The organism is bacterium 336/3, assembly GCA_001281695.1.
In the GTDB taxonomy this organism is placed as follows: Bacteria; Bacteroidota; Bacteroidia; order Cytophagales; family Thermonemataceae; genus Raineya.
This window is the reverse complement of record LJIE01000001.1, coordinates 148,893-168,964: the sequence shown is the minus strand read 5'-3', so window position 1 is coordinate 168,964 and position 20,072 is coordinate 148,893. Positions and strand designations below refer to the sequence as shown.

General features: G+C 33.3%; 21 protein-coding genes and 1 pseudogene. 11 read left to right on the top strand and 11 right to left on the bottom strand.

Translation table 11 applies throughout. From position 1 onward, the window contains the following. Positions 1-171 precede the first annotated feature (171 nt). Positions 172-1,062, bottom strand: a complete 891-nt coding sequence (locus AD998_00705; protein KOY84861.1) for an NAD-dependent dehydratase — start codon at positions 1,060-1,062, stop codon at positions 172-174. A 162-nt stretch (positions 1,063-1,224) separates the two neighbouring features. Here AD998_00705 and AD998_00700 point away from each other — a divergent pair, with 162 nt between their 5' ends. From AD998_00700 to AD998_00690, 3 genes are all read left to right on the top strand, one after another. After that, the gene (locus AD998_00700) at positions 1,225-1,545 is read left to right on the top strand and encodes a hypothetical protein (GenBank protein ID KOY87997.1); all 321 of its coding nucleotides are present in this window, start codon (positions 1,225-1,227) and stop codon (positions 1,543-1,545) included. 115 nt (positions 1,546-1,660) lie between these two features. Next, positions 1,661-3,475, top strand: coding sequence for an acetate kinase (locus AD998_00695; GenBank protein KOY84860.1), 1,815 nt, complete (start codon positions 1,661-1,663; stop codon positions 3,473-3,475). An 89-nt stretch (positions 3,476-3,564) separates the two neighbouring features. Further along, positions 3,565-4,626, top strand: coding sequence for a hypothetical protein (locus AD998_00690; protein ID KOY84859.1), 1,062 nt, complete (start codon positions 3,565-3,567; stop codon positions 4,624-4,626). 38 nt (positions 4,627-4,664) lie between these two features. On the opposite strand, the pseudogene AD998_00685 reads toward AD998_00690, so the two are convergent. From AD998_00685 to AD998_00655, 7 genes and pseudogenes are all read right to left on the bottom strand, one after another. Continuing rightward, a pseudogene (locus tag AD998_00685) lies at positions 4,665-4,928 on the bottom strand (hypothetical protein). 160 nt (positions 4,929-5,088) lie between these two features. Further along, positions 5,089-5,727 (bottom strand): Tellurium resistance protein TerD, encoded by a 639-nt coding sequence (locus tag AD998_00680; GenBank protein ID KOY84858.1) that lies wholly within the window; start codon positions 5,725-5,727, stop codon positions 5,089-5,091. A gap of 73 nt (positions 5,728-5,800) precedes the next feature. Then, positions 5,801-6,643, bottom strand: coding sequence for a hypothetical protein (locus AD998_00675; protein KOY84857.1), 843 nt, complete (start codon positions 6,641-6,643; stop codon positions 5,801-5,803). Positions 6,644-6,646: 3 nt separating this feature from the next. Then, positions 6,647-7,606 (bottom strand): 3-oxoacyl-ACP synthase, encoded by a 960-nt coding sequence (locus tag AD998_00670; protein KOY87996.1) that lies wholly within the window; start codon positions 7,604-7,606, stop codon positions 6,647-6,649. Positions 7,607-7,641: 35 nt separating this feature from the next. Next, on the bottom strand, positions 7,642-8,241 hold the full coding sequence (locus tag AD998_00665; protein KOY84856.1) for an Appr-1-p processing protein: 600 nt from the start codon (positions 8,239-8,241) through the stop codon (positions 7,642-7,644). Beyond that, positions 8,242-9,024: an enoyl-CoA hydratase gene (locus tag AD998_00660; GenBank protein KOY84855.1), complete on the bottom strand. Its 783-nt coding sequence runs from the start codon at positions 9,022-9,024 to the stop codon at positions 8,242-8,244. A 20-nt stretch (positions 9,025-9,044) separates the two neighbouring features. Further along, positions 9,045-9,566 (bottom strand): hypothetical protein, encoded by a 522-nt coding sequence (locus AD998_00655; protein KOY84854.1) that lies wholly within the window; start codon positions 9,564-9,566, stop codon positions 9,045-9,047. A gap of 121 nt (positions 9,567-9,687) precedes the next feature. Between AD998_00655 and AD998_00650 the strand changes: the two genes are divergently transcribed. The 4 genes from AD998_00650 (at position 9,688) to AD998_00635 (ending at position 13,730) form a co-directional block, all read left to right on the top strand. Continuing rightward, the gene (locus AD998_00650; GenBank protein KOY84853.1) at positions 9,688-11,661 is read left to right on the top strand and encodes a hypothetical protein; all 1,974 of its coding nucleotides are present in this window, start codon (positions 9,688-9,690) and stop codon (positions 11,659-11,661) included. A 13-nt stretch (positions 11,662-11,674) separates the two neighbouring features. Further along, entirely contained in the window at positions 11,675-12,277 is a 603-nt protein-coding gene (locus AD998_00645) for a hypothetical protein (protein ID KOY84852.1), read from the top strand. Further along, positions 12,258-12,710 (top strand): CMP deaminase, encoded by a 453-nt coding sequence (locus AD998_00640; GenBank protein KOY84851.1) that lies wholly within the window; start codon positions 12,258-12,260, stop codon positions 12,708-12,710. Before AD998_00645 ends, AD998_00640 begins: the two co-directional genes overlap by 20 nt. Positions 12,711-12,842: 132 nt before the next feature. Next, positions 12,843-13,730, top strand: a complete 888-nt coding sequence (locus tag AD998_00635; GenBank protein ID KOY87995.1) for a 5'-nucleotidase — start codon at positions 12,843-12,845, stop codon at positions 13,728-13,730. On the opposite strand, the gene AD998_00630 is transcribed toward AD998_00635, so the two are convergent. Both AD998_00630 and AD998_00625 read right to left on the bottom strand, forming a co-directional pair. Beyond that, complete coding sequence (locus tag AD998_00630) at positions 13,727-14,758, bottom strand: hypothetical protein (protein ID KOY84850.1); 1,032 nt, start codon at positions 14,756-14,758, stop codon at positions 13,727-13,729. The genes AD998_00635 and AD998_00630 overlap by 4 nt on opposite strands. A gap of 12 nt (positions 14,759-14,770) precedes the next feature. Further along, on the bottom strand, positions 14,771-15,079 hold the full coding sequence (locus tag AD998_00625; GenBank protein KOY84849.1) for a hypothetical protein: 309 nt from the start codon (positions 15,077-15,079) through the stop codon (positions 14,771-14,773). Positions 15,080-15,182: 103 nt separating this feature from the next. On the opposite strand from AD998_00625, the gene AD998_00620 reads away from it, so the two are divergent. The 3 genes from AD998_00620 to AD998_00610 are packed head-to-tail and all read left to right on the top strand — an operon-like array spanning position 15,183 to position 17,218. Beyond that, positions 15,183-15,581: a molecular chaperone DnaK gene (locus tag AD998_00620; GenBank protein KOY84848.1), complete on the top strand. Its 399-nt coding sequence runs from the start codon at positions 15,183-15,185 to the stop codon at positions 15,579-15,581. A gap of 2 nt (positions 15,582-15,583) precedes the next feature. Continuing rightward, positions 15,584-16,144, top strand: coding sequence for a segregation and condensation protein B (locus AD998_00615; protein KOY84847.1), 561 nt, complete (start codon positions 15,584-15,586; stop codon positions 16,142-16,144). A gap of 42 nt (positions 16,145-16,186) precedes the next feature. Further along, positions 16,187-17,218 carry an alpha/beta hydrolase gene (locus AD998_00610; GenBank protein KOY84846.1) on the top strand — a complete coding sequence of 344 codons (1,032 nt, stop codon included), beginning with the start codon at positions 16,187-16,189 and terminating at the stop codon, positions 17,216-17,218. 104 nt (positions 17,219-17,322) lie between these two features. Here the strand turns inward: AD998_00610 and AD998_00605 are convergent, their stop codons facing one another. Further along, positions 17,323-18,006: an aminopeptidase gene (locus AD998_00605; GenBank protein ID KOY84845.1), complete on the bottom strand. Its 684-nt coding sequence runs from the start codon at positions 18,004-18,006 to the stop codon at positions 17,323-17,325. A 290-nt stretch (positions 18,007-18,296) separates the two neighbouring features. Between AD998_00605 and AD998_00600 the strand changes: the two genes are divergently transcribed. Further along, entirely contained in the window at positions 18,297-20,054 is a 1,758-nt protein-coding gene (locus AD998_00600) for an aspartyl-tRNA synthetase (protein ID KOY84844.1), read from the top strand. Positions 20,055-20,072: the final 18 nt, after the last annotated feature.

Here is a 20,072-nt window from a genome sequence, read left to right as displayed (position 1 = left end):
AACTACTTTATTCACTTTGACTTAGATTGAACCAAAGTTTAACTAAACATGATATTTCTATTGAAATAAGCTGTTTTTTTTAACGTTAAAGTCAATTTTATAAAATAGGTTTTACAATTTGATAAACCCAGAAACAAAACTTTAAGCCTTGTTTCTAGGTTATATAATATTCTATGAATGTTGATATGCCAAAGCAAACTCTTTTGCAAAATCTTCAATACTTGTAGGGTTTGTATTTTCTGTAGTACGTTGAAAATCATTGAGATATTCACCCGAGTTCAAAGCACTAAAGAGTTCATTATAACCATCAGCAATGGTTTCTGGAATACCAACTTGCAACATACCTGCTTTTGCATCAGCCATTGAAAAAGCAATATAGGGTAACTCAGGCTTCCCGATAGCATGCCCCAATACTTTACTAACTTCTTGCATGGTTAAATCTCTTTGTCCTGGTACAAAAACATGCTGAAAACCAGAGAAGCCTAACTGAAGTAAATGTTTCGTAGCTACATCTGCAATATCGTTGGTGTGTACCATTGGTATTTTTGCGTCTGTATTTAAAGAATACCCCATAATACCTGCTTGCTTAATCATACCTATTTGAGCAAAAAAGTTTTGCATAAAGAAACCTGCTCTCAAAGAAAGAACATTAAGACCATCAATTTTTTTAAGATTTTGCTCAAATTCATACAAACCTGTTACAGGTCCTGCCCCTTGTGGCAATTGAGCTCCATTAGAACTTAAAACTACAACATTTTTAACAGATGAATTTTTGAGAGCAGAAGAAATAGCATTTCCTACTTTTCTTTGGTAATCTCTCCAAGGTTCTTGTAAATCCCATTTTGGTGGAATAAGTGCATAAACAGCCTTAGCTCCTTTAAACTGTTCTGTTAAAAATGTAGTGTCTTCCAAATCACCTATTGCTAATTCAGCACCCAACTTTGCCAAATCTTGTAGTTTGTTTTCATCTCTACCAATGGCTTTTACCTTTTCGCCAGCTTTTAATAAATTTTCAGCAATTCTTTTACCTGTATTGCCTGTTGCACCTGTGATTACGTACATAGAAGTATATTTTTTTAGTGAAAAATCAAAAATTACTTGACAAAGTAAGTCATAATAGTTTATATTTGTCAAGTAGTAAAAATAAAATTACATAGTAATGTTTTTCATACCAATGTTGATTATTAATGTTTTATGATTAAAGAAAAAACAAAAAAAATTGCAATGTTTGTTTGCTCGCCTGAAACTTGCCCTGTTACATATACCACCAGCATTATAGGTGGACGTTGGAAACCTATCATCATTTATCTGATTTCTGAGGGTATTTGCCGTTTTGGAGATATGCAACGTTCTATGCCATTGATTACCAAAACAATGCTTACACAAGAATTAAGAGATTTGGAACGAAATGGAATTATTCACAGACAAGTATTTGCAGAAATACCACCAAGAGTAGAATATAGTTTGACAGATTGGGGCAAAAAAACATTACCAGTATTGCAAGCTATGGCAGTTTGGGGAAATGAGTTTAGAGCAAAACAATAGACTTTGTAAAGTTTAGAATAAAAAGTTTCATAAATAATTGATTTATCTCATTATTTTAGACTACTTTTTTTTATTAAACTTGTAGAGATTTCGTTTCAACTCAAACAAAATATATATGCAAATTTTAGTTGTAAATTGTGGAAGTTCTTCTGTAAAAGCAGAAGTAATAGATTTAACATCAGGTAAAAGAGTAATTGTGATGAGCGTAGATAGAATATCTGATGCTCAACCCAAACTTAAATTTTCGGATAGCGAGGAAGTTTTAAGTTGCCCAGGCAGTGGACATGATCAGACTCTTTCTTTTGCATTTCCTCTCCTCATTAAGAAATTGGATGCCTCTTTACTAAAAGGTGTTGGACATAGAGTTGTACATGGAGGTAAAATATTTGATGAGCCTGTAGTTATTACAGAAGATGTTGAAAAACAAATAGATGAATTGAAAAGTTTAGCCCCACTACACAATCCAATTAATTTATTGGGTGTTAAAATTGCTAAAAAATTCTTTCCTGATATACCTCATGTTGCAGTTTTTGATACAGCTTTTCATAGTACACTTCCTCCAAAAGCAAAAAATTATGCTTTACCCAAGAGCCTAATTGATAAACATCATATTGAGCGTTATGGATTTCATGGAACAAGTCACCAATATGTAGCAAAGCAAGCAGCAGATTACTTAGGAACTGATATTCACGATTTGAGAATAATTTCATGTCATTTGGGAAATGGAGCAAGTGTTTGTGCTATTGAGCATGGGCTATCTGTGGAAACCAGTATGGGAATGACTCCACTCGAAGGGCTTGTGATGGGTACTCGTAGCGGTGATTTAGATGCTGGAATTATTACCTACCTTATGGAGAAAGAGGGAAAAACATGGCAGGAAATCAGTGATATGCTTAATAAAGATAGTGGAATGAAGGGTATTGCTGGGAGTAATGATATGAGAGATTTAGAAGAAAAAGCTGCTGAAGGTGATGTCAATGCTCAATTAGCCATTGAAATGTTTGTACATCGCTTGCGTAAATATATAGGTTCTTATGCTGCTGTAATGGGTGGTGCTGATGTTCTTATTTTTACAGCAGGAATAGGTGAAAATAGTACATCCTTACGTCATAAAGTTGTTCAAAAGCTTAATTTTATGAGAGCAATTTTAGATGATAATAAGAATAAAATGCTCAAGTTTATTGGGGTAGAAAATGTAGAAGAAATTTCAGCATCAAATAGCCTTTGTAAAATTTTAGTAGTAAAAACAGACGAACAATTAGCTATTGCAGAACAATCTGCCAAACTGATAAAATCTGCTAAACTTAAAGACCAAGGACCTAGAAGTATTCCCATTGCTGTTTCGGCTCGTCATATTCACCTTACACAAGAAAGTGTAGATATTTTGTTTGGAAAAGGTTATCAACTTACTGAACACAAGCCTCTCTCACAACCAGGGCAGTTTGCTTGTAAAGAAATGCTTACGCTTGTTGGACCTAAAAATAAAATTGAAAAAGTACGTATTTTAGGACCTACTCGCCCCAAAGATCAAGTAGAAATTTCAAGAACAGATGAGTTTTTCTTGGGCATTGATGCTCCTATTCGTGAGTCGGGGCATGTAGAAGGCTCACCAGGGCTTACACTTATTGGACCCAACGGAAAATTAGATTTGAAAGAAGGTGTAATATGTGCTTGGAGACACATTCATATGCACCCAGAAGATGCAGAATATTTTGGGGTAAAGGATAAGGATATTGTTGAAATTCGTATCGAAAACCAAGAAAGGGGTTTGACATTCGGAAATGTACTTATTCGTGTATCTGAGAAATTTAAACTCGAAATGCACATAGATACAGATGAAGCCAATGCTGCTGAACTCAATCAAGGGGCTGAAGGTTCTTTAATGCTTACAGAAGCTGGTGGCATGCTCACCAAGAAAAAAATTGGATAGTTTTGTATATAAAAACTAAATATTCTTAGACCTTTATAATATTTTTATATTGTAAAGGTCTATTTTTTAACAAAATACTTCAAAATTAGGTGTTATTATTTCTTTTAGAAACTGAAGGCTGGTATAAATTAGATTGGTTTTTGCCCAAAACATGGAAAGAATATGTTTGGCAAAATCCTATTTGGTTATATACTATACCATTTTTATTACTTCTGCCATTTTTTAGATGGCTCTTGGCTTTGCCAATCAAACAAAAGTTTGAAATGGTTTTGCCTCAGAATATTACCAAACTCAGAAAAAGAACTTGGCTTAGATTTATACCTGATGGAATTTTAATGCTTTGTTTATGTCTAATAGCTATTGCATTAGCTCGGCCACAAAAAGTTAATGAAAAGATAGAACGTTATTCTGAGGGGATTGATATTGTACTAGCATTGGATATTTCGGAATCTATGCTTTATGAAGATTATAGTCCCAATAGATTGCAAGTTTGTATTGAAACAGCTAAAAAATTTATTGAAAGTAGATTATATGAAGATAGAATTAGTTTGGTTGTTTTTTCTGGAGAAGCTTTTACGCTTGTTCCACTCACCACAGACTACGATTTACTTAAACAGTACCTTTCTCAGGAAGTTCAAATTAATATGACTGAAAGTGAAGGAACAGCCTTAGGGGATGCTTTGGCTGTGTCTATCAACCGTTTGGAGCAGAGCAATGCCAAATCGAAAGTAGTGATATTATTGAGTGATGGAGATAACAATGCTGGGAAAGTACAGCCTTTGGAAGCATGTCAAATTGCCAAAGAAAAACAGATTAAAATTTATAGTATCATTGCTGCCAGCAGAAACGAACAAGTTCCTTATGGAAAAGATGCCTTAGGAAAACCAGCTATGTATGAAAATTCTATTGATGAGGCAACTATGAAGCAAATGGCAACTACAACACAAGGAGCATTTTTTAGAGCAGATGATGCAATATCATTACAAAAAGCCTTTGATAAAATCTCAACTTATGAGAAATCCGAAATTATGGAAATTAATTATGTTCAATCTAAAGATTATTATAGAATCTATTTGATTTGGGCTTTCATTGTATTTTTATTTTGGCTCATGCTCAAAACAACTTTTATGAATAATGCTTTAGAAGATTAAAAACAAAAAAGCTCTTTTTAAGAGCTTTTTTGTTTCTTTCTTTCTTTTTTTGTAGTGACAACCACAACACCATTTGCTCCATTGTATCCATAAAGAGCGAGTGCATAACCATCTTTCAATATTTTTATGCTTTTTATATCTTTTAGATTGATATCTGTGAATTTGTTTTTATCGACAGGGATGTCATTGATAACATATAAAGGTTCATAACTTTTCCTAATACTATCAATATAAACTATTCCTTTAGGTGTATGCATAATATTAACACCAATACAAACTATTTTTTTAGGTTTCTGAATAATACTGTCACTCTTTATTTTGAAAATGTTACCATACACAGGGGTATATTTTTTTGCAGAATTTTCAATGAATGGACGATTTGTTTTAGGTAAAAAGTTATAAACTTTTTGCCCAAAAGAGAACAATGGCAATAAAAAAAGTACGAATAAAAATCTCACAATTTTAATTCAAATAATTATTTTGAACGTATAAAATTGTTTCATCAATGTTTTTGGTAGGAGTTGCCTCTCCAATAGCTGTAAACTCCCAATTATTTCCATTTCTAACTAGCTTACCCAAAACCATAGAAACATTGCCTCTGAAAGTTTCTTCTGCTGAAAGGTTAAAAGTAGCAAATACAGAATCTACTCGTTTAGCAGAACCTTCAAATATTCTGATTTTAGAATAAGGAATATCAGCAAAGTCTTGTCCATTATAAGAATTCAAATAAAAGACAATATACTTTACTTTTGGATTTACCTGAGTAAGTTTTACTTCAATTACTTCATTATCTAAACCATCATCACCATAAATGTCTCCATCTCTATCATCTCCACTATGGCTGATAGCTCCATCTTTGGAACGAAGTTTTCTGTAATATACAGTTTCTAAGATTTGTCTGCTCTCATCGTACATGGTTACACTACCATCCAAATCAACAGCTACAGTTTGCTTAAATAAATTGAATAATACAGCTTTTTTAATAGCTCCCCAGTTCAAGCCAATACACACTTCTTCTAGTTTTTTGCCTTCTTTTTCTAAAGATATTTTGCTGCCTTTGCTTAGATTAATACCCGTTTTTTTATTAAGTTCTATACTCATAGGGAATCGGTAAGTTTAGATTTTGGGAGTAAGTTAGATATAAAAAAGCAATTTTAGAAAAAAATACGAGAAATCAAAATATTCTACGAATGCTATGTAAATGATGAGAGTATTCTGTTTTCTCTGCATCCCAAATACCTGTTTGGTCAAGTTTATCAACTCGTATTTTTCCTCTTGCATGTATAATCTGGAGGTTTTTATTTTGAATCCAAGCTATTCCCACATGAACAACCCTGCCATCTCTTTGGAAAAACACTACATCACCAGTTTTTATATCTTTTAAGTCTTGAATATTTTCTCCTATTTCAGCTTGCTGATAGGCATCACGAGGGATAAATTTTGAGAAACTTTTGAATATTTCTTGTACGAAACCAGAACAATCCGCTCCAAAAAAACTTTTTCCTCCCCATAAGTAAGGAATGTTTTTGTATGTTAAAGCTCTTGAAATGAGTTTTTTAGTGTTGATTTCTGTGTTGTCAAATACATTACCTTTATACCAAAAGGTTTTACCATCTACTTCAAAAAAAGCTTTGTTTCTGGGTTTCAAATGATTTTTTTTATCTTCTTGTATCCAAAAAAATGGCAAAATAGCTCCTTTCGTCAAACACATAAAGTTTATGATATTGCTTTTGGTATCTAACAAATAACAAGATGCTTGGATATTACTGACAATCTTGTGTTTGTGGGTATTTTTCTGATAGCTTTCAAAATATTCTTGAGAAATTTCATGAATTTGTAAACTATCTACCCAACCTTCATAATTGTCAAAATAAGTTAATATTTTGTACCACTTCTTATTTTCAGAAACTTCCTTAATTTCAAAAATTTCTCCAAATCGTAATTGACTTACTTGTTCCGATTTATCAGAAGCCTCTCTGCGTATGGGGCTTATATCTAAAAGGCAAATAGCATACATACTCTATTCATTAATATATTCTAAAAGCATTGAACCATACGAATAACCACCTCCAAAAACACTCATTACAATTAGATCTTTATGTTTATATCTTGATGCATTTTCTGTAAGAGCAATAGCACAACCTGCACAACCAGTATTACCCAAATACTGAATGTTAGAAACAACTTTTTCCATAGATAAACCCAAATTTTCAGCAACATTTTGAGTAATACGCAAATTTGCCTGATGTGGAATGAACCATGCTACGTCTGTAATGGTCTTATTATTTTTTGCTAAGATTTTTTTACTAAACCCTGCCATGTATTCACATGCATGTATAAAAACATCTTTGCCATTATTCATCATAAATCCCTCATTGATAGGTCTTAAAAATACACTATCAGTAGCTTTTCCTAAGCCTCCTCCACCACCTGTGATGATGTCAAGGATTTTGAAATAAGGCAAATTTTCAGGGCGTTCTTTACGAATTACAACAGCCGAAGCACCATCACCCCACAAATGTCCACTGGTTTTATCTGTTTCATCACTATAAGCTGTATTATGGTCTGAGGCAACTACCAATGCATTTTCAGCTTTATTGGTAGCAAAATAACCTTCCACTATCTCAATAGCATTGATAAAAGATGAACAAGCCGTAGAAATAGAAACAACAGGAATGTCATATATATTCAAATACTTTTGAGCATGATGAGCTAAGGTATGTATCGTGTCATAAGGAGTGTAAGTTGCTCCTACAATTAAATCAATTTCTTGTTTTTGAACTATTTGGTTATTATGCATTAAATTTTCAATAGCTTTGATAGCTAAAGTATGTGTATTTTCTTCAATACTTGCTTTTCTACGTGTCTGAATACCTGTTCGAGATAAAAACCAATCTTCACTCAAACCTGTAATATCACTAAAATAACTATTATCTATTGTTTTTTCGGGTACATAAGAACCCATTGCATATAGGTACATATTAGGATGGTTTTTATAAAAAATGGTTTGGTGCATTAATGTGTCCAAATCATACCTTGTGGATTGATATTCCAATGATATTTTTGAGCATCTCCAAAATTTGAAAAATCCATTTTTTGTTCTAAAATAATTTCTTTATATGCAATATACATTTGTCTTGCAGCTATGATAGGTTGCATTCGTCCAACTCCTGTACAAAGCCCTGGGATAGCTACAGAATTGATTTTAGAATCATTCTTTACCTTAATTAATACTGCTTTCATAGCTAAATAAGCATTGATAGATGTATCTATATTAAAGTTCGTAGGAACTCTCATGGTTGGTGCGGAAATTAGATAAGGAACTTTTGCATCTCCTGTTTCTAAAATTAGAGACTGCCCTACAAGAAGTTCACCTTCTGGTAGATTCTTGATAATAGCTTGTAGTTTTTTCTCTAAATCCCAACCAAATCTTTCAGAAAGAGCATAGTCTAAACCGCCATCCATAAAACCAAATGAATTGGCAGGGCTTACTACTGCATCACATTCAATTTGAGTGATATCTCCTTCTTTAATTAAGACATTGGGTTCATTCTCAAAGAATTCACACCAAGCCTCTATCATTTTAGAGCTTATAGCTGATAAAATAATTTGCATTTATTTTCCTGTAAATTTAGGCTCTCTTTTTTCTAAAAAAGCACTTGTCCCTTCTCTAAAGTCTTCTGAACGAGTAGCTTTTAAAAATGAATTTGCCTCAGCCTGATAACCAGCCTCGTTATATACGCCTGCATTTACAGCTGTAATAATTAGTTCAGCTGCAGAAGGACTATTTTTTATGATTTTTTTAAGAAGTTCTTTGGCTTTTGCAATAAGCTCTTCTTTGCTTGCAAGTACATAATTGACTAATCCCCACTGCAAAGCTTCTTGTGCGGGAATCATGTCTCCAGTAAGCATCATTTCAAGGGCTTTCCCTTTGCCAACAATCAAAGGCATACGTTGTGTGCCTCCATAACCAGGTAAAATACCTAGCTTAATTTCAGGTAAACCAAATTTTGCATTTTCGGAAGCTAAACGAATATGGCATGCCATAGCTATTTCGCAACCACCGCCTAATGCAAAACCATTGACAGCAGCAATGACAGGTTTAGGACAGTTTTCGATTGCTAAAAAAATTTCTTGACCCTCTTCTGCAAATTTTCTACTATTGACTTCTGTAAGTTGGGCAATCTCAGAAATATCAGCTCCAGCTACAAAGGCTTTTTCTCCTGAACCTGTTAAAATAACGCCTCTAATGCTGTCATCATCATAGATAGATTGAAAAGCATTTCTTAATTCTGCTAAGGTTTCTATATTAAGAGCATTCAGTTTACTTTCTCTATTAATAGAAAGTGTAAGAATACCATCTTCCAACACCCACAATAAATTGTTAAATACTTTCATAAATACTTTGGTTTGTTTTTTTAGACTAGATATCTTTCTAAAATGATTTTTGTATGATGGATTTCATGTCCTGCAAGCATGAAGGCAATGGCAAGAGGTGTTACATCATAGCCATTTGCATTTCCTTTTAAGTTTAATGCACTGGCATCTATATTTTTAAATAAACTGATATTACTGATTCTTATTGCTTCAAACTCCTCAATAATTGATGATAGAGTTCTTTTATCTGCGAGAGAGTGTTGTACAAAAGTGTCTTGGTCAAAGCCCATTAAAGATCTTGTATCTCCACGAGCAATAGAAATAGCTCTGTAAGCAAAAATACGTTCAGTATCTACAACGTGCAACAAAACTTCTTTAATACTCCATTTTTCAGGGGCATATCTAAAATTTGCTTTTTGCTCATCAATTTGGTTGTATATTTGCTTTACAATCTTGATTCGTTCTTGAAGAACATCCAATATGTTGTCGTTATTTATATGCTGAATATATGTTTCTGCATAAGGAGGGTATTCTCCAGCTAAAGGTTTCTGATAAAGAGACATTTTGAGAGATAATTTTTCTGCAAAATAGAACGTTTTATAATGATAAAAAATAATTTTGATAACAAAATTAAGGCTGTATTGAAAAAATAGATTTATTTTAGCCATTCAAACATAAACAATTATGAGAAAAATCTTAATACTTTTTATATTAAACCTCATCTTATTCCCAAGCTTAGCACAAATTCAGTGGGCAAGTAAAGTAATAGGAGTCTCATCTGAAAAGAAAGGAGATGGGTTGCAATATAAAGCAGAACAAGTTTTAGGGAAACCTAATGTATTGCCTTTATTTAAAAGTAGTCCTTCTGCATGGTCACCTGCACAAGCAGAAAATGATATTAGAGAAGAATATATCCATGTAGGTTTTGAAAAATCTATTGCTATCAAGCAAATTGTGATTGCAGAAAGTTTTAATGCGGGTAGTATTTCGCAAGTATTTGCCTATGATGAAGCAGGAACAGCCAACTTGATTTACAAAAATCCATCTATGGGTTTTGTAGCAAAGGGAAGATTACTGAATATTGCTATACCTCAAACACCTTATAAAGTAGTTTCTGTTAAAGTTACGCTCAATACGGCCAAAGTGGTAGGTGAAAATCAGATAGATGCAATAGGAATTTCAGAATCTGACAATACTCCTGAAATTTCGCCCACTATTGTAAAAAATGCTACTAAATTTAACCCTGAACCACTCAGTTCAGAAGTTAATTCACCTTATTTGGAAGCCAATCCCGTTTTGAGTCCTTCAGGTAAAAGATTGTACTTCACAAGATTAAATCACCCTGAAAACACAAAAGATACCATCAAAAATCAAATAGTTTATAAACAAGACATTTGGTATGCTAATATCAATGATGATGGTACATTTGGAAAAGCTATTAATGTGGGTTCACCACTCAATAATCGCCAACATAATGCAGCCTTCACAATAGCTCCAGATGAGAGTTATATGCTCTTGAATAACAGGTATTTGCCTGACGGAAGATTAGATAAAGGCTTGTCTATTACGAGAAAAACATCAGATGGGAATTGGGGAAAACCAGAACCTCTTAATATTGAGGATTTTGTCAACAAAAGTGATTTTTCAGAATTTTGGCTTTCAAAAGATGGTAAGGCATTAGTAATGTCTATCATCGATGATAAAACACAGGGAGGTAATGACTTATATGTTTCATTTAGAAAAACAGAAAATACATTTTCAAAGCCTGTGAATATGGGTAAAGTGATTAACTCAGCGGGAGAAGAAGCCACTCCTTGGCTTGATGAAGATGGCAAAACACTCTATTTCTCATCTACTGGTTTTTCTGGTTTTGGGGATTTTGACATTTTTGTCTCAAAAAGACTAGATGATACTTGGACAAACTGGTCAGAACCTGAAAATTTAGGTTCAAGTATCAATACCAATGGTATGGATATTTATTTTTCTAAACAAGGTTTTTTTGGTTATTACAGCTCAAGAGGAGATATTTATAAAGTACGAATGCTTGAGCCAATTTTAGTTTTAAGTGGTAAAACGTTAAATGCTAAAAATAATGAACCTATTTCTGCCAATTTAATCATTGAAGAAGCAAGTCTTAAAACACCAACTACCCTTAAAACTGAACAGGGTAATTACACCACTAAACTGAATTTAGGTAAAAAATACTTGATTACAGCAGAAGCAAAAGGCTTTTTTCCAAGAGAAGAAATTGTAGATGCTTCTGAATTAAAAGATTATACTGAATTACAAAAAGACTTTCTACTTGTTCCTCTTGAAAAAGATCAAGCCATTCGATTGAACTTTATCTCGTTTGCCAGAGGAGAATCTCTTTTGCTACCAGAATCGTATGCAGAATTGAACAAAGTAGTAAAAATGATGAACGATAACCCCAATGTAAAAATTCGTTTGGAAGGGCATACAGAAATCTATGGTAATAAAAAAGGCTTGATGAAACTCTCTAAAAACAGAGTTGTTGCTGTAAAAGAATATTTAACAAGGCAAGGTGTTCCTAAAAAACGCATTGACTATAAAGCTTTTGGTTCTACTCGTCCTCTTACTACAGAAGATACAGAAAAAGCAAGACAACTTAATAGACGTGTAGAAATTAGAGTAATTTAAAATGAAAAATATAATGATGAGATTTGTTTTATTGATAATAGTTTGTTTTTCAGGTATATATACACAAGTTTTAGGGCAAAATATAAAACTCTCCAAAGTGCAACTAACACCTGGTATCTCCATATCAATGCCCAAAGATTTTGTATTGATGAATGATGAGATGCTTGCCAAAAAATACTTTACTCCTAAAAAACCAACAGCTATGTATACAAATAGCTCAGGAGAAGTAGATTTGGGTGTAAATATTACAAATACATACTGGCAACCTCAGGACATAGCCATCTTAAAAGATTTATTCAAAGGTAGTCTGAGGGCTAATTATACAAAAGTAGAGTTTCTGAAAGAAGAAGTGATAACTATCAATAAAAGAAAATATGCTGTTTTGGAGTTCATAGGGATTGTAGCTGATGATGATGAAAAAGCAAATGCTTTAGGACGAAAAAATGCTATTTCTAAATATAACTACATGATGTACACAGTAGTAGAAAATAAAGTAGTTGTCATTAATTTTAATTGCCCACGAAAATATCAGCAAGAATGGGGTATGATTGTTCCTCAAATTATGCAAACTATTAAAATTAAAAACCTAAAATTGAATGAGCCTAAAAAGCCTTGATGCTGATTATAAATGGATGAATTTGGCTTATAGTCTGGCTCTACAAGCATACGAAGAGAATGAAATTCCTGTTGGAGCTGTGATTGTAGCTCAAAATAAAGTAATAGCTAAGGCATATAATCAAACAGAAAGATTAAAAGATGTAACTGCACATGCTGAAATTTTGGCTATTACAGCTGCTTCAGAATATTTAGGAAGTAAGTATTTGACAAACTGCACTTTATATGTAACACTTGAGCCTTGCGTAATGTGTGCTGGAGCTTTGGCTTGGTCTCAAATTTCAAAAATAGTTTTTGGGGCTAAAGACACTGCAAGAGGCTTTTCTCGATTGGAACAAAATGTTTTACACCCTAAAACACAAACCATAAGTGGTGTAATGGCAGAAGAATGTGAGGAATTACTTAAAATTTTTTTTTCTAAATTAAGAAGCTAAAGCCTCATTTTTAAATTATTAAGAAAACTTCACTTTGCTTTTTTATGAAAAAAATTGTAGAATCGCAAAAATATCTTTATGAGCACCACTCGTCGAAAATTCATAAAACAAGCAACAACAGGTCTAGCAGCTATTACCTTTGCTCCACAAGAACTTTGGGCAAAGCCTGAACCTGTAAAACTCACAATTTTGCATACAAACGATATGCATTCTCGTGTTGAACCATTCCCGAATGATGGTAGAAAATGGGGTGGTTTGGGAGGAATGGCTCGTAGAGCAAGTCTTATTAAGCAAATTCGTCAGCAAGAATCCAATGTTTTGCTTTTGGACGCAGGAGATATTATTCAGGGAACACCTTATTTCAATTTTTTTGGAGGTGAAGTGGAATTAAAACTCATGAGTCAAATGGGTTATGATGCAGCAACACTTGGTAACCATGATTTTGATAACGGAATAGCAGGATTGGAAAAAATGCTTCCTTTTGCAAAATTTCCTTATTTGATAGCCAATTATGATTTTTCTCAAGAAAATAATCTAAAAACAGTTTTCCAGCCTTATAAAATATTTGAAAAACAAGGAGTTAAAATAGGTGTTTTTGGTTTAGGAATAGAATTAAAAGGGCTTGTTTTAGATAAACATTTTGGAGGAATAAAACACATAGACTCTATTGGAGTTGCTAAGGAAATGGTGCAGACACTCAAAGCTCAAAAATGTAACCTCATTGTTTGTGTTTCTCACTTAGGGTATAAATACGAAGAAGACCCCAATAGAATATCAGATTCTACTTTGGCACAAAAGGTAGAAGGTATAGATGTTATTTTGGGTGGGCATACCCATACTTTTTTAGATAAACCCGATGAAATAGTTTCAAAATCAGGGCATAAAACAATCATCAATCAGGTGGGTTGGGCTGGTATTCGTTTGGGTAGAGTAGATTTTGTATTTGAAAAAGGGAAAGTTAAATCTACACCACAAACAACAAGTTCAATGATTATCGGAGAGGAATTTAATAAATTCTAACGTTTGGCTTTGGTAAGAATAACTTTTAAGTGCATTCGGACAATATCTCCCATATTTTTACATTTCAAAAAGTCATTATTTTTATGGAAATCAGCTAATTCTTTTTTTAGCTGATTTTCTTTTTCAGGTGTGGAAATCGTATCTTTTCGCATGGTATCAATCAAATCTTTCACTCGATAACGAGCCGATTTGAGCCTACGAGCCATGAGAGTCCTTTCTTCTTGTTGGTATTGTTTGGCAGTTTCTAAATTGACATGCTTCACACACAAATCTACAATGGGGTTATTTTCCTTGAAATATTGAGGTAAATACATTTTTCGTTTACCTTCAAACGATTGTTGGTCAAAGTCTATGGCTCTTACTCTATATTGCTCATTATCAAAATCTGGTGTGATATCTATCACATAATTATAGGAACGCATATCGCCTAGAAGCCTAATAAAACAACGTTCATTAAATTTTACAAATTCTTTGGCAATACGAACTTGATTGAGCTCTGGACGTTTAAGATAATTCTGGATAAAAGCATCACCAGGAATGCCAGCAATGTGTTCTTCTATAAGGGTTTCTTTATGAACAATAAAATTGATACGATTAGGAGATAATAAATGCTCTAACTCCAAACCATAAATACGAGAAGCATCAGCTCTTTTGATGTAAAAATAATCGTAATTATCATTAAAATGATTGATAATTCGGATACGAAAAGGATTAGAATTTCCAAAAACACAATAATCTATTCTATCTACATGCAAATGCTCCATGACAGAGGTATCACCATCTGTTTTTAGTAAAGCATATACCAGAGTAAGAGCCGTATCAAGCTCTTGCATCATTGATTGTGAATAAATAACTGAGTTCCAAAGAGTATCTTTGCCTTTTTTGTCTATAACAGGAAAAGCATCTGAATATCTAAGCAAATCATCATAAGAAACAGGCAGATGCGTATTCCTGCCATATTTTTGCAAGTATTGCTTTAATTCTTTGGAAATTAAGTAAGATGGTTTTTTTTTGGAAATTTCAATCATAAAATGTTGAGATTAAGCTTCTCCCATTTTACCACCAAAAGGAAGTGTTAAATTATCATTACCTCTTGTAATTTTTCCAAAACTTTCTTCATAAATATCAAGATTTTCTTTGAGAGCAGCCAGCAAACCTCTTGCATGTTCAGGAGTAAGGATAATGCGTGAGCGTACTTTTGCCTTAGGCATTCCAGGGAGCATACTAATAAAATCCATCACAAATTCACTGGGTGAATGTGAAATCATTACTAAATTTGAATAAATACCTTGAGCCACATCTTCAGACAGTTCTACGTCTATAGGCTCATTTTGTACCTTCTTTGCCATAACTTTAGGTTGTTTTTGGCAAAATAATAAAAAATCTTAAAACAATGCTTATTTTTCTGCTAAGGAATACTTAAATTTGCACAAAAATTAAAGTTTGCTCAATATGAACAAAAAGACAACAGATACAACCGAAAAAACACGCTATTCGGAAGAAGAGTTGAAAGAATTTGAAGAGCTAATCCAGAAAAAATTGGAGCAAGCTAAGCAAGAACTAACTGATTTGAAAGAGACTTTGACCAAGAAAAATGATCCTGGTACAGACTCTACAGCTAGTAATTCCAAGCTTATGGAAGATGGTTCTGATACTTTGGAAAAAGAGAATGTAACACAACTTGCAGCAAGACAACAAAAGTTTATTCAGCAATTGGAGTTGGCTCTCATTCGTATTAAGAATGGTACTTACGGGCTTTGTATTGATACGGGCAAGCTGATTCCTAAAGAACGCTTGATGATAGTGCCTCATACACAGCACTCTATAGAAGCAAAAATGAGTAAAAAGTAATAATGGATTTTCTTCAGAATCATATTGAAGCCCTTATTTTTGTTGCGACAGAACCTATCAAGCTAATAGATATACGGAACTGCCTCATCGAAATGTTTGAAGCCGAAATACCAGAAGAAAATATTATAGAAGCAATAGAAAAACTTCAAAAAAAATACGAAGAGGATATCTATTCTTTTCAGATTTATGCAATGGCTGGTGGATATCAGTTTCTGACAAAACCAGCCTATCAGGCTAGTATAGGAATTTTACTTAAACAACGTTCTAAAAAACGATTGTCTAATGCAGCTTTAGAAACATTAGCTATAGTAGCCTACAAACAGCCTGTTACGAAAACTGAAATAGAACAAATACGTGGTGTCAATAGCGATTATGCTATCCAAAAACTTTTAGAGAAAGAACTTTTAGTACTTAGAGGAAAATCAGATACAGTAGGAAGACCCTTGTTATATGGCACAAGCGATAAGTTTATGGATTATTTTGGTATTAGTAGTTTAAAAGATTTACCACAACCCAAAGACATTACTCCTGATGAGAATGCTATTGGGGATGTAAACGAATAACTTTGTGGATAAAATTTCTGCAAAGTTATATTTTTGATATAAATACGCAATCAATCAGCCATGGTGAAAACTTTAGATTTGGCATTACAGGGTGGTGGCTCACATGGAGCTTTTACTTGGGGTGTTTTGGAAAGATTACTAGAAGATGAACGCATCCAAATAGATGGTTTGTGTGGAACAAGTGCTGGAGCAATGAATGCTACGATTGTATCGTATGGTATGATGCAAAACGGCAGAAAAGGAGCAATAGACTTATTGTATAAGTTTTGGAAGAAAATTGCAGATGAACAACGTTTTTCTCTCATACAACCAAGTCTCTTGGAAAAAACATTTGGAGATGGAGGAAAATTAGACTACTCTCCTGTATATCAAATGCTGGATTTTTATACCATGCTTTTTTCTCCATATCAATTTAATCCGTTGGATTACAATCCTTTAGAAAGCTTATTGGAAAGTTTGGTAGATTTTGATGAATTAAAATCTTACAAAGGTTGTAAACTTTTTGTATGTGCTACTAATGTTTGTACAGGCAGAGCAAAAATATTTTCAGGAGAAGAAATTAGTTTGAAAGCAGTTATGGCATCAGCTTGCTTGCCATTCTTGTTTAAGGCTGTGGAAATAGATGGGGAACATTACTGGGATGGTGGTTATATGGGCAATCCTCCTATTTTTCCATTAATTAATGACACTGCTACCGCCGATATCTTACTCATACAAATTAATCCTATCAAAATTAAAGAGTTGCCAAGAAGTGCGGATGAGATTAGAGATCGTATCAATACCCTGAGTTTCAACACAAGTTTGATGCATGAGATGAGACGTGTAAACTTGGTACAGAGGCTCTTACAATTGGGTTTAGATTTGGACGGGAAATCACGTAAACTAAATATTCATCACATTAATCCTGAAGAACTCATGAGTGAAATGAGTATTTCGAGTAAATTGAATGCAGATTGGAAGTTTTTGTTACGTTTGAGAAGCTATGGCAGACAAGCGGCAGACGAATGGCTCGACCAAAATTTTGATAAAATAGGTGTAGAATCTACTTGCAATCTCAGAGAAATATTTTTATAAAATTACACAACAAAAAAGGCTAAGATTCAATACCTAAATCAATTTGTTAGTATTTAACTGCTTTGTTCAAATTTGATTCTAACTTGAACAAAGCAAATGTTATTTTATTCTGGTGTTAATAATTCTTCAAAAAATGCACCTATTTTATTTTTCCTATCTACAAAATGCAATTCGAGAATCCAATGCCTTTTATTTCCATACTTATCCAATTGAAGTATATCATTATGATTATCGGGATGTACATCTAAACATAAATCATTGGGGTCATCAGGTTGTTCGTGTGGATAATAGCCTATAATATGTCCTGCAATAGCATTTCCAAATTCATACCCATAACGTTTTGCCAAATCTGTGGCATAATGGAAAAATTCTGCACCTGTAAGCTTGGACTGTTTAAAATACCAGTTATTTCCTTCATACCAAGCAGCCTCTATATCTTCTTTGATTTTGTGTTTTAAAGGATTATTACCTAAAACATAAGTTCTGCCTAAATCAGCTTCCCAATTTTCAAAAACAGGGTGGAAATCAAAGAAAAGAATATCATCATCTTGAATAATTAAGTCTGAAGGATTTGAGCTATAAGGTTGTAGCGTATTGATACCTGTTCTTACAATCTTTTTACCCCAATGCGTTTCTGTGCCAAAGTCATCTTTTGCAATTTGTACAATTTCATCACAAAGTTGCTTTTCTGATTTGCCAGAAACGATTAATCCTCTGTCTTCAATGGTTTTAAATAATTCTTTTGCCTTTTGTTGTGCAAGAAAAAGATGTTGTGTTGTATCATTCATAAGTTTGAGTTTTTTAATTCTTTGAATATATTCCTAAATATCTAAGACTACATAAAACGCCAATCATTCTAAAAGATTGTATGGTTCCTAAGAGTTCTCCATTACTTTTAATATTTTAGAAATAAGGTTTTAAGTTTGATATTAAATGATTTGTTATCAATGTTTTATAATTTCTCTAATAAAATTTTATGGAATTATTTTTAAGATAAAAAAACAAACAGATGCAAAATAATTAAATTTGCATCCCTCAATGATTGAGGAATTTATAGAATTTGAAAGATATAAAAACCATGCTAAGAACACATACTTGCGGAGAACTCCGAATAGAACAAAAAGACCAAACAGTAAACCTTTGTGGTTGGGTACAAACCATCAGAGATAAAGGAAGCATCTTGTGGATAGATTTACGAGATAGATATGGAATTACTCAAATCACTTTAGAAGAAGGAAAGTCTGCAAGTGATTTATTTGATACAGCTCGGAAGCTTGGACGTGAGTTTGTAATTCAGGTAACGGGAAAAATAGCTGAAAGACTTTCCAAAAATCCTAAGATTGCAACTGGAGATATAGAAGTATGGGCTGAAAGTATTAAAATATTAAATACTTCTGAAATCCCTCCCTTCAAAATAGAAGATGAAACAGATGGTGGTGATGAGCTTCGTATGAAGTATCGTTATTTAGATTTGCGTAGAAATGTAGTACGTGAAAACCTAATGCTTCGTCATAAAATGGCAAAAGCAACACGTAATTATCTTGACAACCAAGATTTTATAGAGGTAGAAACGCCTGTTCTTATCAAATCTACACCTGAAGGTGCAAGAGATTTCGTAGTACCCAGCCGTATGAATGAGGGGCAGTTTTATGCTTTACCTCAATCACCTCAAACATTCAAGCAGTTGCTTATGGTTTCGGGCTTTGATAGATATTATCAAATTGTAAAGTGTTTCCGTGATGAAGACTTGAGAGCTGATAGACAACCAGAATTTACACAAATAGATTGTGAAATGTCTTTTATTGAACAAGAAGACATTTTAAACACATTTGAAGGGCTTGTACGCCATTTATTTAAAACTGTAAAAGGCTTAGAAATAGCAAATTTAGATAGAATGACTTATGCAGATGCCATGAAGTTTTATGGTTCTGATAAGCCTGATACTCGTTTTGAAATGAAGTTTGTAGAACTTACAGACATTGTGAAAAACAAAGGTTTCCAAGTGTTTGATAGTGCTGAACTTGTGGTAGGAATTTGTGCAAAAGGAGCATCAGAATATACTCGTAAACAGTTAGATGAACTTACAGAGTTCATAAAACGCCCCCAAATTGGAGCAAAAGGTTTGGTATATGTGCAATGTAAAACTGATGGAACATTTAAATCATCAGTAGATAAATTTTACTCACAAGAGGACTTGAAAGCATGGGCTACTGCCATGAATGCTGAGGCAGGTGATTTATTACTGGTTTTGAGTGGTGATGACTACAAAACACGTAAGCAACTCAATGAGTTACGTTTGGAAATGGGAACTCGTTTGGGATTGAGAGATAAAAATACATTCTCTTGTCTTTGGGTATTGGATTTTCCATTATTAGAGTTTGATGAAGAACAAAATAGATGGTTTGCCATGCATCATCCTTTTACTTCACCAAAACCAGAGGATTTGCATTATCTTCAAACTGGAGATTTAGGAAAAATCAGAGCAAATGCTTACGACATGGTGATTAATGGTGTTGAAGTAGGTGGTGGTTCAATCCGTATTTTTGATAAGACCTTACAAGCCAAAATGTTTGAAATTTTAGGCTTTACTGCTGAACAAGCAGAATCTCAATTTGGCTTTTTGATGAATGCTTTTAAATATGGAGCTCCTCCACATGGTGGAATCGCTTTTGGTTTTGATAGATTGTGTTCTTTATTTGGTGGTGCGGATAGTATTAGAGATTTCATTGCATTCCCTAAAAATAATTCGGGTAGAGATGTGATGATAGATTCTCCTTCTGAGATTAGTGAGGAACAACTCAAAGAACTGAGTATTTTGGTAAATACAAAAAAATAAAAATAAGCTCCTAATTTT

Excerpts from the sequence above, each read along its gene's own strand:
- AD998_00705 (KOY84861.1), bottom strand. The coding sequence starts at position 1,062 with ATGTACGTAATCACAGGTGCAACAGGCAATACAGGTAAAAGAATTGCT.
- AD998_00700 (KOY87997.1), top strand. The coding sequence starts at position 1,225 with ATGTTTGTTTGCTCGCCTGAAACTTGCCCTGTTACATATACCACCAGC.
- AD998_00695 (KOY84860.1), top strand. The coding sequence starts at position 1,661 with ATGCAAATTTTAGTTGTAAATTGTGGAAGTTCTTCTGTAAAAGCAGAA.
- AD998_00680 (KOY84858.1), bottom strand. The coding sequence starts at position 5,727 with ATGAGTATAGAACTTAATAAAAAAACGGGTATTAATCTAAGCAAAGGC.
- AD998_00675 (KOY84857.1), bottom strand. The coding sequence starts at position 6,643 with ATGTATGCTATTTGCCTTTTAGATATAAGCCCCATACGCAGAGAGGCT.
- AD998_00670 (KOY87996.1), bottom strand. The coding sequence starts at position 7,606 with ATGTACCTATATGCAATGGGTTCTTATGTACCCGAAAAAACAATAGAT.
- AD998_00665 (KOY84856.1), bottom strand. The coding sequence starts at position 8,241 with ATGCAAATTATTTTATCAGCTATAAGCTCTAAAATGATAGAGGCTTGG.
- AD998_00660 (KOY84855.1), bottom strand. The coding sequence starts at position 9,024 with ATGAAAGTATTTAACAATTTATTGTGGGTGTTGGAAGATGGTATTCTT.
- AD998_00655 (KOY84854.1), bottom strand. The coding sequence starts at position 9,566 with ATGTCTCTTTATCAGAAACCTTTAGCTGGAGAATACCCTCCTTATGCA.
- AD998_00650 (KOY84853.1), top strand. The coding sequence starts at position 9,688 with ATGAGAAAAATCTTAATACTTTTTATATTAAACCTCATCTTATTCCCA.
- AD998_00645 (KOY84852.1), top strand. The coding sequence starts at position 11,675 with ATGATGAGATTTGTTTTATTGATAATAGTTTGTTTTTCAGGTATATAT.
- AD998_00640 (KOY84851.1), top strand. The coding sequence starts at position 12,258 with ATGAGCCTAAAAAGCCTTGATGCTGATTATAAATGGATGAATTTGGCT.
- AD998_00630 (KOY84850.1), bottom strand. The coding sequence starts at position 14,758 with ATGATTGAAATTTCCAAAAAAAAACCATCTTACTTAATTTCCAAAGAA.
- AD998_00625 (KOY84849.1), bottom strand. The coding sequence starts at position 15,079 with ATGGCAAAGAAGGTACAAAATGAGCCTATAGACGTAGAACTGTCTGAA.
- AD998_00620 (KOY84848.1), top strand. The coding sequence starts at position 15,183 with ATGAACAAAAAGACAACAGATACAACCGAAAAAACACGCTATTCGGAA.
- AD998_00615 (KOY84847.1), top strand. The coding sequence starts at position 15,584 with ATGGATTTTCTTCAGAATCATATTGAAGCCCTTATTTTTGTTGCGACA.
- AD998_00605 (KOY84845.1), bottom strand. The coding sequence starts at position 18,006 with ATGAATGATACAACACAACATCTTTTTCTTGCACAACAAAAGGCAAAA.
- AD998_00600 (KOY84844.1), top strand. The coding sequence starts at position 18,297 with ATGCTAAGAACACATACTTGCGGAGAACTCCGAATAGAACAAAAAGAC.